Annotated in this window: 14 protein-coding genes and 1 pseudogene; 4 read left to right on the top strand and 11 right to left on the bottom strand. The window is 34.7% G+C overall.

Annotation, left to right across the window (positions count from 1 at the left end; genetic code table 11):
• Positions 1-8 precede the first annotated feature (8 nt).
• Together CQ058_RS12700 and CQ058_RS12695 are read left to right on the top strand one after the other, a co-directional pair.
• Positions 9-896: a GNAT family N-acetyltransferase gene (locus tag CQ058_RS12700; protein WP_002031513.1), complete on the top strand. Its 888-nt coding sequence runs from the start codon at positions 9-11 to the stop codon at positions 894-896.
• A complete protein-coding gene (locus tag CQ058_RS12695; protein WP_002189385.1) occupies positions 889-1,602 on the top strand; it encodes a class I SAM-dependent methyltransferase in 714 nt (237 codons plus the stop codon). The genes CQ058_RS12700 and CQ058_RS12695 overlap by 8 nt, the downstream gene beginning before the upstream one ends.
• A 20-nt stretch (positions 1,603-1,622) precedes the next feature.
• Here the strand turns inward: CQ058_RS12695 and alr are convergent, their stop codons facing one another.
• A complete protein-coding gene (alr, locus tag CQ058_RS12690) occupies positions 1,623-2,798 on the bottom strand; it encodes an alanine racemase (protein ID WP_002141421.1) in 1,176 nt (391 codons plus the stop codon).
• A gap of 171 nt (positions 2,799-2,969) precedes the next feature.
• Between alr and CQ058_RS12685 the strand changes: the two genes are divergently transcribed.
• Positions 2,970-3,431, top strand: coding sequence for a DinB family protein (locus CQ058_RS12685; RefSeq protein ID WP_002031519.1), 462 nt, complete (start codon positions 2,970-2,972; stop codon positions 3,429-3,431).
• A gap of 7 nt (positions 3,432-3,438) precedes the next feature.
• Here the strand turns inward: CQ058_RS12685 and CQ058_RS12680 are convergent, their stop codons facing one another.
• The 5 genes from CQ058_RS12680 to CQ058_RS12660 all read right to left on the bottom strand — a co-directional run bounded on the left by CQ058_RS12680 (position 3,439) and on the right by CQ058_RS12660 (position 7,534).
• Entirely contained in the window at positions 3,439-4,215 is a 777-nt protein-coding gene (locus tag CQ058_RS12680; RefSeq protein ID WP_105589725.1) for a Cof-type HAD-IIB family hydrolase, read from the bottom strand.
• A gap of 6 nt (positions 4,216-4,221) precedes the next feature.
• A complete protein-coding gene (locus CQ058_RS12675; protein ID WP_002141416.1) occupies positions 4,222-4,812 on the bottom strand; it encodes a histidine phosphatase family protein in 591 nt (196 codons plus the stop codon).
• A gap of 91 nt (positions 4,813-4,903) precedes the next feature.
• Positions 4,904-6,058, bottom strand: a complete 1,155-nt coding sequence (spoIIP, locus tag CQ058_RS12670; RefSeq protein ID WP_033708353.1) for a stage II sporulation protein P — start codon at positions 6,056-6,058, stop codon at positions 4,904-4,906.
• A gap of 76 nt (positions 6,059-6,134) precedes the next feature.
• Positions 6,135-7,103, bottom strand: coding sequence for an SPFH domain-containing protein (locus tag CQ058_RS12665; RefSeq protein ID WP_002031527.1), 969 nt, complete (start codon positions 7,101-7,103; stop codon positions 6,135-6,137).
• A 2-nt stretch (positions 7,104-7,105) separates the two neighbouring features.
• Positions 7,106-7,534, bottom strand: a complete 429-nt coding sequence (locus CQ058_RS12660; protein WP_002012470.1) for an NfeD family protein — start codon at positions 7,532-7,534, stop codon at positions 7,106-7,108.
• A gap of 351 nt (positions 7,535-7,885) precedes the next feature.
• Between CQ058_RS12660 and CQ058_RS32300 the strand changes: the two are divergent.
• A pseudogene (locus CQ058_RS32300) lies at positions 7,886-8,011 on the top strand (MFS transporter); the annotation flags it as partial.
• Positions 8,012-8,194: 183 nt separating this feature from the next.
• Here CQ058_RS32300 and CQ058_RS12650 read toward each other — a convergent pair.
• From CQ058_RS12650 to spoIIP (CQ058_RS12625), 5 genes are all read right to left on the bottom strand, one after another.
• Positions 8,195-9,670, bottom strand: coding sequence for an amidase family protein (locus CQ058_RS12650; RefSeq protein ID WP_002141413.1), 1,476 nt, complete (start codon positions 9,668-9,670; stop codon positions 8,195-8,197).
• A gap of 187 nt (positions 9,671-9,857) precedes the next feature.
• Positions 9,858-10,304, bottom strand: coding sequence for an NUDIX hydrolase (locus tag CQ058_RS12645; protein WP_002141412.1), 447 nt, complete (start codon positions 10,302-10,304; stop codon positions 9,858-9,860).
• Between the two features lie 23 nt (positions 10,305-10,327).
• Positions 10,328-11,068, bottom strand: coding sequence for a M15 family metallopeptidase (locus CQ058_RS12640; RefSeq protein WP_002031537.1), 741 nt, complete (start codon positions 11,066-11,068; stop codon positions 10,328-10,330).
• A gap of 11 nt (positions 11,069-11,079) precedes the next feature.
• Positions 11,080-11,577, bottom strand: a complete 498-nt coding sequence (locus CQ058_RS12635; RefSeq protein WP_002031539.1) for a GNAT family N-acetyltransferase — start codon at positions 11,575-11,577, stop codon at positions 11,080-11,082.
• Positions 11,578-11,843: 266 nt separating this feature from the next.
• Positions 11,844-12,998, bottom strand: coding sequence for a stage II sporulation protein SpoIIP (spoIIP, locus tag CQ058_RS12625; RefSeq protein ID WP_105589724.1), 1,155 nt, complete (start codon positions 12,996-12,998; stop codon positions 11,844-11,846).
• Positions 12,999-13,004 lie beyond the last annotated feature (6 nt).

Genomic DNA, 13,004 nt, shown 5'->3' with positions numbered 1-13,004 from the left:
ATTATGAAATGAATATTGAAAAAAAGACATCTTTAACAGCAAACGAAATTCAGCAAATGAAAGATTTATCTCATATTTGCGGACAACACGATCAAATTGATTACTCGTCAGATTTACATATAAACTTTTTAACAGTTCGTAATAAAGATGTGATAAATGATTTTCTATTTTATGATGATACACAATTAATCAGTGCATTAAGTATGTATGACTTTGAAAGACCAACAAAACTGGAGTTAATAGGGTTTGTTCATCCGAACTATAGGAAACAACATATAGGCACTACTCTTTTACAAACCGCAATGAAAGAAATACAAAAAAGAGAGGCAGATGAAGCCCTTCTTATAATTAATGGTGACTCTATTTCAGGGAAATCATTTGCAAAACAAATGAACTTTCCTTATTTATACAGTGAATACGGTATGGAGTTCAAAACAAACGAAGCACAAAAAACAATGAAAAATAATATTAATCTTACCGTTGCATCTTCTGAATTACTTCCTGATCTTATAGAAATCGCTAGTGAAGCTTTTGGAGATTCGGCAGCAAATACATCCACATGGTTACAAAAGATGATGAATTCATCTTCCCATCAAGTTTACAGTGCTCTTATCGATGAAAAAGTGATAGGAACGATTACAGTTACTGAGCAAGAGCAATCTACTACACTATCAGGATTTGCAGTTCATCCTTCTTATCAAGGTAAAGGATATGGTAAAGGTATTCTTAGTTATATGGTACATACACTTATTACAGAAGGAGTTTCAACAATTGAACTAGACGTCGAAACGAAAAATAACAATGCTTTAAAACTATATACACAATGTGGTTTTGAAATTAAAAAGAAGCATGACTATTATAATTTAATGAATTTTGAGCAGAATACATATGTCTAAAAAACTAATTTATTCTGATTATGATATTTTTGCAGACATTTATAATAAACATTGGGGACATTTTGCAGAACACTCCTATCCAGCCTATCATAAATTTGTTTTACAAGATGCCGCTTCCCACTCCCGTATATTAGACCTTTGCTGCGGGACTGGTCATCTTACTAGGAAACTAATTGATAATAATTTTATAGTAACTGGTATAGATGGTTCTGCTCAAATGATCGAACACGCACGTCAAAATGCGCCAGATGCAACCTTCATCGTCGATGATGCTCGCTATTTCAATATAAATGAGCAATTCCACTACGTCATCTCAGCCGGTGATAGCTTAAATCACATTATGAAATTAAACGAGCTAAAAGACGCTTTTCATCATGTTTATTCGGCATTATATGATGGAGGTACATTCGCATTTGATATAAATACAGAAAAAGGATTTCTTGAAAACTGGAGTGCTTCGTTTCATATTTCAGAACGAGAATATGTTTGTACCATTGATTCCACGTATGATAGTGAAAGTAACAGAGCAGAAATGAACTTCATACTATTTAAACATGACATAGATGATAGTTGGAAAAGAAGTGACTTTTCTTTTGAGGAAGCCTGTTACTCCAATGAAGAAATAATTTCTTCGTTGGAATCTGTAGGATTTAAAAACATTCAACTACATGGTGCAAATAGAACATTTTTCATTTGTCAAAAATAAAAAAACTGAATCATATCGATTCAGTTTTTTCTTAATATATTTACAATTGCAGTCGTTTCATCATTTTCTTTATAGACACGTGGAATTCTTCTGTCCAACATACATGTAACTTCATAGTTAATTGTACCTAGCATATCTGCTATTTCTTCTACCGCAATCTCTTCTTCATCTTGTTTGCCGTAGAATACAACTTCGTCTCCTACTTGTACTGGCATTGCATTTGTAACATCTAGCATAAGCTGATCCATACAAACACGGCCAATTACAGGTACTCGTACTCCGTTTATTAGTGCATGCCCTTTATTAGATAGCTGACGATTATAACCATCAGCATAACCAATCGGTACAGTTGCAATCCATTCTTCGCCCGTTGTTACATAAGTATTCCCATAGCTAACACCACGATTTTTCTTCGCATGTTTAACATGAGCTACTTTTGATTTTAAAGACAACGCTGGCTGTAAGGAAGCAACTGTATGATCCACTTCTCTTGAAGGATACATACCGTAAATTCCAATACCAACACGAACCATATTTTGAAATGTGTTACTAAGTTCCATTGATCCTGCACTGTTTGAACTATGAATATATGGAAAATGAATTCCTAATTCTTCCGCTGTATTTACAGCTTTCTCAAACAAACTTGTTTGCATATTTGTATAAGTTTTATCTATTTCATCAGCGGTAGAGTAATGTGTAAACATCCCTACTACTTCTACATATCGCATACGTTTTAACTCTTCAAAAAACGGTTTAACTTCTTCTTCCTGTAAACCAATACGGCTCATTCCTGTATCAATTTTCACATGAATTCGCACTTTCTTTTGAAGATGGTTTGCAACTTCATCTATACCTTGTAAATCTTCTACTCTATAAACAGTCATCATAACGTCATATTGAATTACATCTTCTACAGCTGCTACTGGTGTATATCCTAAAATTAAAATAGGTACAGTGATTCCAGCTTCTCTTAATTCAATTGCTTCATCTACAAATGCAACTGCAAGTTGGTTTATTCCTGCTTCAATAGCCGATTTCGCAACTTCAACTGCCCCATGACCATACCCATTCGCTTTTACAGCAGCCATCATTGCAATATTTTCATCATTCACACGTTTTTTAAATTCTTTTACATTATGTTTTACCGCATTTAAGTCAACTTCAACAATTGTATCTCTTCCATATTTCAAGCTCATTGGTCTAACTCCTAACTCAATAATTACATTCCATTCTATTTCACGTTTCATATGACCTTTTACAATATAATACTTTTCACTATGCTAGTCAAACTACTAGAATTTTCGGAATTTTGAGTATGATATAATACCCTTAAGAAACTATTATATACGGAGGTGAGAATAATTACAATGTTTGTTCCATCTGCATTGAATCAAGTTAAAATTGCTATCGATACTTCCATTCAAATACTGAACCAATATACTGAAAGTGATTTGAAAATAAAGTCGATTGAATCAAAGCGGGCATTATTTGAAATGTGTACACATCTTTCCCTTATTTGCCACGCTGATTTACTCATATTAAATGGTATTACGGAAAAAGACTTACATACCTTTTATATAGAACAAACACCAGAAACAATTACTCAAATACAGCAAACGATGATACAAGGGTACGATTTACTTTCTAAAACTTTTTTATCCTATTCCAATGAAGAGTTAGCGGAAATTATGACTGCTTATTGGGGTATTTCTTACTCTCGATTCGAATGGTTGCTTGAAATCGTTGCACATTTTTATCATCATCGCGGGCAAATTCATATTTTATTATGTGAGCACGTTAAAGATCCTAACATACCTTTATTTCAATAAAGGTATGTTAGACGACATTAAACTTTTTTAAGGCAAATAAAATACCACCTTCACTCGCCTTCTTTGTAACGAAATCTGCTCTTGTTTTTAACTCTTCTCCGCCATTCCCCATCGCAATTCCTAGTCCTACATAATGTAACATCTCAACATCATTTCCACCGTCACCAAAAGCAATTGCTTCTGATTTACAAATTTCCAGATGTTCCAATACCTTTTGAATTGCAGTTAGCTTCGATACTTTACTATCTTCCAACACATTCATAACGTAACCATGAAAACGTTCAAACGTAAGTGCTGGATATCTTTCAAAGAATTTTTGAGCTTCTGTTTCATCAGCATACAGACATACACAATAAATCTCTTCTGATAAGTTTCTAACTTTGTCAGGATACCGCTCTAAATTTAACGTTTCATTTAATGCTCGTATTACACGTTCGTCTTTTGAGGCAATACCATTCATTACAAATTCCTCTGTAAAATAAGAAACACTGTGACCATGTAATTCAGCGAAATTTGAAATATCATGAACAATTCCACTTGAAAGTACCGATTTATGTATAACTTCATCAGCACATTTTATATGTGCACCATTTGCAGAAATAAACGTATTTATGCCCAGCTCTTTAAATTGTGAGCATAAACTATATGGTCTCCCTGTTGTAACAACTACGTGAATTTCTTTATCTATTAACCTTTGTATCGCTTCTTTTGTGCTTTCATGCATACTTCTATCAATCTCACTTAAAAGAGTACCATCCACATCAAAAAATACAACTTTGTACATATCCTCTTACATTCCCTCTAAATGATTTGTATCATTTATAAAATGAATAGTTTTCTGTTTATCCGTAAGTTCAATCAAACTAATTCCCGTATCTCCCATTTTAAAATAATAGTCCATGCTAATTGGCATTTGGAAAAACGCTCGTAAAATACTATTTATTACACCACCGTGTGCAACAATTGCAATTCGGTCATATGTATTCTCTGTCACGATTTTAGAAAAAATCCCTTCTATTCTCATTCTAAATTCAATAAATGATTCCCCGTTTTCAAAACGATCATGAAGAAATTTTGGCTCTGGATATTTTTTCGCTTCTTCAAATGATAACCCTGCTTGTACCCCATTATTAAACTCCATTAATTCTTCTTCTAGTTGAATTGGGCACCCAATTCCTTCTGCTAATGTTTCACCAGTTTCGCGAGCACGTTTTAATGTGCTTGCCCAAATGAAATCTGGCGGGAAATCTGCTTTCACTTTCTGTACAAGTCTTTGTACTTGCTGTCTTCCCTTTTCTGTTAATTCAAAGTCAGCTCGACCTTCATGTACATTTAAAATATCTGCTTCTGATTCACCGTGGCGTATTAGTAGTATTTGCATGTTTCTTCCGCTCCCTTGTTTAATACTCACAAAACTCCATTATATCACATTCTTAACTTTATATAACAAAAAAGGAACGGTTTCCCGCCCCTCATCCATTCACTTTCTCTGCATCATTCCAATAATACTTACTAAACGCTTCCGTCAACACATCAATTGTGTTATATAATTCATCTAATGTATTATCAACACCACCAACTTCAATTAACATCGCATTTTTAGATAAATCTTGATTATAAACGCCATTTCCATCTTTTTTATACTTTGGAAAGATTCCTCTGCTTAATCCGTAATAGTTTTCATCTAAATAACTATTGATTGCTCTTGCAATTTTTTCATTTTCAGCACGCCCTTCATTTTCCATCCCAATTATAAAATATAATCTTGCATACGATTTCCCGTTAATTACTTTTGTTGTTACCTTCTTCCGCTGATCATCACGGTGTATATCAATCGGAAACGCAATTTTATTATTTTGTGCTAATGTTTCTTTTACATATTCATGAGACGCTTTATATGATTGCGGCCATTTCCATTTTTTACTCGCTAATAAATCCCCCATATTCGTTTTATCATGAACTACTGGAATTCCTTGTCCTTCAAGTTGTTCTTTCATACGTTTCCCTAGTAAGGACACATTTACATCTGGACTTGATGGATCGGTAGCCCCTGGTAATAACGGAAAGAAAGATTCCCAGCTATGTGTATGATAAATATATACTGCACTTTCACCTTTTTTCGCTCCGTTCTTTTTCTGAACCGGATTATTCTTTTCAGCTTCTGTAACTTTATCTTTTGCTACTTCTCGCTCTTTCGTTACTTCTTCAATCGGTACACTAGATTCATTTGGGATATTCGTAAAGTTTGTCCCTTCCCCAGCTACGATAATGTTAGAGTAATACTTTGACATACCAGGTACTTCTTTACCCACAAACGTTCTTAAATCTTTAATTTTCAAATCCGTCGCAATCGAGAACATTAAATTTCCAAATGACTCCCTTTTATTCTGCTTAAAATAATCAAATCCGTAATAGCGATTCTCACTTTCTATCATTTGAACAAAACCTTGCATCGATACTTTTCCAAACCATTGATTCACGTAATTCGATTTCATTGTATGTAAAAGCGACGTCAAAATCGACGCAATAATAATTATGACTAGTGCATATAGAAAGAGTAACGAGATTAGTTTCTTCCCATGTATACGGGTTGCATACTTTTTCAATGTATCACCTTCTTTATACATGGATATGTACAAGCTTTTCGTAATATACGCAAAAAAAAAAAGAGAAATGGCATCCCATTTCTCTTTCTCACTCTTATTATTCTTTTTCTGTATCTGACGAAGGTAATTTCTTCGCTTGTTTTTCTTTGAAGATTTCCCCAATTGCACCAAGAGTACCAAGTGTTTCAATTGCATTAGACGGAATAAAGACTTTATTCGCTGGTCCTTTTGCAACCTCAATTAATGATTCAAACGATTTATAAGCAAGTACGCGTTCATCTAAATCTGCTGCGCGAAGTAATTCAATTCGGTTTTGTTCTGCTTTTGCGATTTCCTCAATCGCTCTTGCTTCCCCTTGTGCTTCTAATTCTTTTGCTTCTTTTAAACCTTCAGCTTCTCGAATACGCGCTTCTTTATCCCCTTCAGCCATTAAAATTTTACTTTGTTTTTCCCCTTCAGCCCGAAGGACTTTATCTTGTTTCGCTGCTTCAGCTTCTAAAATGATCGCACGTTTATTACGTTCTGCTTTCATTTGTTTTTCCATTGATACTTGCACATCTTTTGGTGGATTAATATCGACTATTTCGACACGCTCAATACGAACGCCCCATTTTTCTGTCGCTTCATCAAGTGCTAAACGAATTTCTGTTGAAATTTTTTCACGACCTGATAATGTTTCATCAAGCTCCATTTTACCAATAATTTGACGCATTGTTGCAGATGTAATATTACGAACACCATATTCATAGTTTGAAATACCATATGTCGCAAGCTCTGGTTCAACAATTTGATAGAAAATAATTGTATCAATTTCTACTTGTACATTATCTTTCGTTATTACCTTTTGTGGTGGTACATTCGTTTGTTGAATACGTAAATCGTGATATACACGAACGCGGTCTACAATTGGGATTAGAATATTTAATCCTGGGTGCATAATCCGTTGAAATTTACCAAACCTTTCAACGACCCCAACTTTTTGCTGAGAAATAATTTTAATTGTCAATGCAATAAATACAACGACAATCAATGCGAAAATAATCGTTAACGTTAATGCTACTGCCATATTTATTCACTCTCCTTTTTCACTTGTAAAATAGTACTATGCCTCTGTATAACAACGACTTTTTCTCCAGCATCAATAGGAGTATCCGAAATAGCTGTCCAAGTATCTCCATCCACTTTCACAATACCGTTCACTTCACTTGTAATCGTTTGCATAACGATTCCCTTTTTACCAACAAGTTTATCTACTGTATCAGTAAAACCTTTTGCTTCTCGAAAGTTTTTAGAAATTCTTTTCGTAAAGAAAGTCAATGTTAAACTTACAATCGCCCCAACAACAACTTGTAAAAATAGTGCATCAGGAGCAAACAAAGCAATAAGACCTCCGACAACAGCTCCAATTCCAAGCCAAAGCATGTAAAACGTAATCGACAACATTTCTGCAATAAATAAAATACCCGCTATTATAAACCAAATCACCCATCCAGCCATATGCAACCCTCACTTTCTTTCTCATTTTCTATATGTATATGAAGAAAAGAATGGTTTATCCGCCCTTTCTCATAGAGGGGGCGTTTGCTACAAGCTATTATATGTATTCGCTGTTACAACAAGCATTAATATAATGCTATATTAACATATTCTTCATTATACACGAAAACCCCTTTCAAAAAATGACAAAAAATTTAATTCTTTCAAAAATATATTTTTCTGATTATAATTTGAAAAATATTATTGATTTGAAGATGGGCTTCTTATTGCCGAAACGTTCACTAGCTTACTATTTAGGCTCCAAAATGTGTATTATCCTCGCTGACATTGTATACAACTAAATCAGCTACAATTACCGATATTTTCGATGTTCGTACTATTTATATTATCGCTTCTTTTCTTATTTTATGTTCTACTTGTTTGTCTTTTCGTTTATTAAAGCATCAGAGATTGCCAAAGAAAGAGATTTCTATTTAACATATTGTATCTAAGTGATTTATTTCTTATATAAGACTTCCAACTAAATAGTCCAATGAATTTATATCAACGATTCGATATGAGATATCGATTCCTCAAAAGAAATCGACAATACTTTTAGCTATTAATAAGAGCAGGCTGGCCTCCATAAATCCATTTCAGGCAACCTTCTCTCGTTTCTATTTACGATAAGTTTGGCATTTTTCTATGTTTTGTCGCTTGTTCAAAAGCATATGCTAGTTTAATTAATGCCCCTTCACTAAAAGCAGCACTTGCAAGAGTAATTCCAAAAGGCCTCCCATTATCCATATATCCCGCAGGCATTGCTATAGATGGATAACCTGCTTTCGCACATATAGTAGATCCTATATAAGAAGGGAACAGTATCGCATCCAGATTATATTTTTCCAACGCAAAATCAATACCTTGTTTTTGCGAAAAATATATATCTTCTAATCTTGCGTTTAAATATTCTGGATTTCTTAACGTATTAGGAAAATCTTTTCTTCTTTCTAACTTAGTTTGTCCATATTTCAAAGCTCTTTCTGCTATGTTTTTATTAAACTCCATTAACTCCGAAATAGAATGTACTGGAATAGTAGAAGGTAATTTAGAAAGATAGTTATCCAAGCTGTGCTTCAGCTCATAAAGTGGAACTCCCCAACTCCATTCCCTATGAAAAGACGGAATATCAATATCTTCTACTACTGTCGCTCCCTCACTACGTAATACTTGGATCGTTTCCTCAAACAATTTTTCATCGTACTCACCATTTTCGTAATAATCTTTTGGCGCATTGCTATAAACACCAATCTTCGCTCCCTTTAAACCATTAGCATCAAGATAAGATGTATAATCTTGATATGCCATGCCTTCACTTTTATGAGTAGCTACATCTTTTTCATCCACCCCAGTTAGACTCCCTAGTAAAATAGCAGCATCTGTTACCGTTCTAGCAAACGGACCGGCTGTATCTTGAGAATATGTGAACGGAATAATTCCACTACGGCTAATTAAACCAACTGTCGGCTTAATACCTACAACCGAGTTTTGAACAGCTGGACTTAAAATAGAAGCATCTGTCTCTGTTCCAACGGATAATACAGTAAAGTTAGCAGCAACTGCAACGGCAGATCCTGTACTCGATCCACCAACAAACATATCATCCTTTCCTGTACCGTAAGGATTAATCGTTTGACCGCCTCTAGCGCTATATCCAGCCCACATTTCAAAAGACATTCCGTTTGCTAACTCTGTCATATTTGCTTTCCCTAGTATAATCGCACCTGCTTCTCGGAGCTTTTTAACAAGAAATGCATCTTCACTACTTATATTTTGTTCCAGGGCAATCGTACCTGCACTTGTATGCATTGAGTCATTCGTTTCAATATTATCCTTAAGTAAAACAGGTATACCATGTAATAGGCCTCTTACACCTTTTGTCTTTCTTTCATGATCTAGCGCTTCTGCAATAAAGATAGCATCCGGATTGATTTCTAAAATAGAATTGATTTTCGGACCATCTTGGTCATACTTTGCGATTCTATGAAGATAATACATGACTAGTTCTTTTGAAGTTAACTTCCCAGCTTCCATTTCCTTTTGAATATCATGAATTGTTAATTCTTTTTGCAATAATGTATTAAACTGAATTTCCATTTTCATTCTCCTTTTATAAGCCCTTATATATATGACGTGTATCTATTACTTTTTCATTTTCTCCGCTCCTCGCATAAACAGCTACAATCCCTTTAAAGAAATTCAACTCACCAGTTTAAAAACCTTTAATTTCCAGAGAAATAAAAAGAGTCTGAAACGAATACAATATCGCCTCAGACTCTTTTTATTATTTTACATATACCTCTTCTAACAAATGTAAAAACTCGCCTTGTTTACCTGCTAATTCAGGGCATTTGTTAATATCAATCCATTCATAACAAAATACTAAACCTTTGTCTTCCTCACCAGCACTTACTATATGTTCCCACGTATCTTTCACATCTGTTAATAATGAAATGTGGAAAAAATGACGTTTTTGATATTCCTTTTTTTCTTTCATATAAATAATGTAATCAGAAAGGAAGCGCTCGATACAAAAATGGCGTAGTCCTGACTCTTCTTGTACTTCACGTAAAATTGCTGCCTCTAACGTTTCGCCTTCATCTACCGTCCCGCCTGGAACTTGGATACCAGCCTCTCGTATATCACGATGTTTAAAAACGAGTAGTTGCATAGCCCCTTCTTTTTCTCTCGTAATATATGCATGTACCTTTTTCTTATATAACATCGTCATCTTAGCCCTCTCCCCTCAATTCATTACTGCGTTACTTCTTCAATCGTCAGTTGGTTTTCATATAAATATGTAGCTTGCGGATTCCCAACATACCGTACATGCCACGGTTCATAACGATAACCGGTAATCCCTTCTTTCTCTTTCGTATATCTAATAACAAAACCAAACTTATGGGCATTTTCAGAAAGCCACTTTCCTTCTTTCGTCTCCCCAAAAACAGTTTCTAGCTGAAATTTAGCAGATTGAGATGTAATATCCATAGCTAGTCCTGTTTGATGTTCACTCGTACCAGGGACTGCACTAGACATCGCTGTCTTTGCTTCTCCATCTTGTCTTTTATACATTGTATTTAATGCTTTTTGTCGATCAAAAGATCTAAATCCAGAGACTGCAAAAAGGAAAATCCGCTCATTATTGGCTTGCTGAAACATTTCCTCAAGTGCCACCGCTGCCTCTTTCCTCATCTTTTTCTTCTCTTGATCACCTTCACTAGAGTAACGTACTTTCGGAACAACTAAATCTGGCGGTCTATACCCATCTGGTAAACGCCTATTTTTATTCACAAGTACAAGCATCGAACTTGGATTACTAATGACTGCGATATCCCCATCCATATTAGCAATCGTTTCTTTAGCTTTCGGAAATATATTGTTTACATTTACTTCCTTCGCCTCTTGCTCCTTGTACATCTTATAATTTATTCCTGCTACTCCAATGATCAGTATCATTGCTACGATACCAAGTAGTGCCCATCTTTTTTTCATATAACGACCTCTTATTTTAATAATTTGGCCATTTCATACTCATCGATACCTTTTCCATCGATGATAAGAGCAGATTTTTTGACACCTTCTTGTTCAAATCCAATTTTGCTATATAGTGCCTGAGCTCTTGTATTGTGGGCCATTACCGTTAATTCTAAACGCCATACATCATGTAATCTTGCCCACTTCTCTACTTCTTTAAACAAACTCGTTCCAATACCTCGGCCACTATACTCTTGCAAAATACCAATTACAATGCCTGCCACATGTCTCTTTCTTTGAACATCATTACCATTGGCTAAAATAAATCCAACTACTCTATCATCTTCAACTGCTACAAATATTGTTGCATATTCATTTTCTATAAAACGGTGGACCATCTTTTCTTGTTGCTCTACTGTGGTTTTTCTTTCCCCTGGTTCGTATAACATAAATTTCGTTTCTTCGTCTAACTGCTTACTTAATTGTAAAAATGATGCTGCATCTTCTACTCTAATCTCTCGTATCACCTTGATCCCCTACCCATTCTGTTAGTTAAAAATTTTCCTTGTAAAAAGATTTTCTCTATTTTTGCGAAAATCCCTTTCTAATTCTCCTATTATAAATAGACAAATTTCGATATTACTATAGCAATTACAAATTATGTCTATAATGTGACATCTTATCATCCTCATTTCATGACAAACAAAAAACGTAAGCTGTACACTTACGTTTTCCCCCAATTGATGTAGGCTGATAACCATCGGCAATGCCTACCACTAATTCAAATTTCACTTTATCCATTCACTTTTTCTGCTTGCCAAAAATATTCACCAAATGCTTTAGCAAGTGCATCAATTGATCGATTTAATTCTTCCTCTGTATTATCTACCCCGCCAACTTCAATTAATATCGCTTGTCCTGATAGGTCTTGATTGTAGACTCCATTTCCTGTTTGGAATCCTTTTTGAATTACACCACGGCTCATTCCCGGATATTTCTTACTAATCGTCTCATGTAACGCAGTTGCTAATTGTAAGTTTTTTTCATAGTTTTTGTTACCTTTCCCAATTACAAAAGCAAGCTTAGCATATGATTTATCTCCAATTGTTTTTGTTGTTACATTTTTCCGTGCACTATCACGGTGTAAATCGAAGAAGTATTGTAATTCTTTATTACCAGCCATCGCTTCTTGTACAATTTCCCGTGACATTTTATAAGAACTAGTATCATTCAATCCTTTACTTATTAACTTTTGACCGACATTAGTCTTATCGTTAGTAGCACCTATCCCTTCACTTGCCAGTTGTTCACGAAAGCGATCTCCAACTATTGAAATATTCGTTACAGAACTCGTTGCTTTATTTGGATTAGGATCATTTGTTAAGTTAAGTAACGGCAAATAAGATTCCCAGCTATGTGAATGATATATAAATGCAACTTGTCTTTTTCCAGTCGTTTGAGCTGGTTGTTTTTTCTCTTTATTCGTATCAGGCTTTGGCGCTTGTCCACCTTCTCCAGTCCGTTCTTTCAATACTTCTTCAAGAGGAACACTCGACTCTATCGGTAAGTTAGAATAATTTGTTCCCTCACCTGCGATAACGATTTCTGTATCGTACTTACCAAAGCCAGGAAGCTCTTTCCCGACAAAACTACGTACATCATCAAAACGAATATTCGTAGCCATCGAAAAGAGGAATGAAGAAATAGAAAAGTCTTGATTCAAATTCCGGTACTCCTGTGTAAAATAATGATTCTCTTTCCCAATAACGTACATGTAGCCATTCATCGATAACTCATTTAACCAATTATATAAATACGTTGACTTTGTCTCTTTCATAGAGGTTACCATCATACTAATAAGAAAAAAAGTCGCCAGTACTGTAGTAATAATAAATAAAACTAACTTACGTACACTTGTGAACTTCACGTAAAAAAAGCCTCGATTCATACTATC

Source organism: Bacillus sp. MYb56 (assembly GCF_002976445.1).
GTDB classification, from domain to species: Bacteria; Bacillota; Bacilli; order Bacillales; family Bacillaceae_G; genus Bacillus_A; species Bacillus_A mycoides.
The sequence above is the reverse complement of the archived record's forward strand: the minus strand, read 5'-3'. Positions and strand labels throughout refer to the sequence as shown.

What these genes read in the sequence shown, in the direction of transcription:
- CQ058_RS12700 (WP_002031513.1), top strand. Translation starts at nt 9, where the DNA reads ATGAATATTGAAAAAAAGACATCTTTAACAGCAAACGAAATTCAGCAA.
- CQ058_RS12695 (WP_002189385.1), top strand. Translation starts at nt 889, where the DNA reads ATGTCTAAAAAACTAATTTATTCTGATTATGATATTTTTGCAGACATT.
- alr (WP_002141421.1), bottom strand. Translation starts at nt 2,798, where the DNA reads ATGAGCTTGAAATATGGAAGAGATACAATTGTTGAAGTTGACTTAAAT.
- CQ058_RS12685 (WP_002031519.1), top strand. Translation starts at nt 2,970, where the DNA reads ATGTTTGTTCCATCTGCATTGAATCAAGTTAAAATTGCTATCGATACT.
- CQ058_RS12680 (WP_105589725.1), bottom strand. Translation starts at nt 4,215, where the DNA reads ATGTACAAAGTTGTATTTTTTGATGTGGATGGTACTCTTTTAAGTGAG.
- CQ058_RS12675 (WP_002141416.1), bottom strand. Translation starts at nt 4,812, where the DNA reads ATGCAAATACTACTAATACGCCACGGTGAATCAGAAGCAGATATTTTA.
- spoIIP (WP_033708353.1), bottom strand. Translation starts at nt 6,058, where the DNA reads ATGTATAAAGAAGGTGATACATTGAAAAAGTATGCAACCCGTATACAT.
- CQ058_RS12665 (WP_002031527.1), bottom strand. Translation starts at nt 7,103, where the DNA reads ATGGCAGTAGCATTAACGTTAACGATTATTTTCGCATTGATTGTCGTT.
- CQ058_RS12660 (WP_002012470.1), bottom strand. Translation starts at nt 7,534, where the DNA reads ATGGCTGGATGGGTGATTTGGTTTATAATAGCGGGTATTTTATTTATT.
- CQ058_RS12650 (WP_002141413.1), bottom strand. Translation starts at nt 9,670, where the DNA reads ATGGAAATTCAGTTTAATACATTATTGCAAAAAGAATTAACAATTCAT.
- CQ058_RS12645 (WP_002141412.1), bottom strand. Translation starts at nt 10,304, where the DNA reads ATGACGATGTTATATAAGAAAAAGGTACATGCATATATTACGAGAGAA.
- CQ058_RS12640 (WP_002031537.1), bottom strand. Translation starts at nt 11,068, where the DNA reads ATGAAAAAAAGATGGGCACTACTTGGTATCGTAGCAATGATACTGATC.
- spoIIP (WP_105589724.1), bottom strand. Translation starts at nt 12,998, where the DNA reads ATGAATCGAGGCTTTTTTTACGTGAAGTTCACAAGTGTACGTAAGTTA.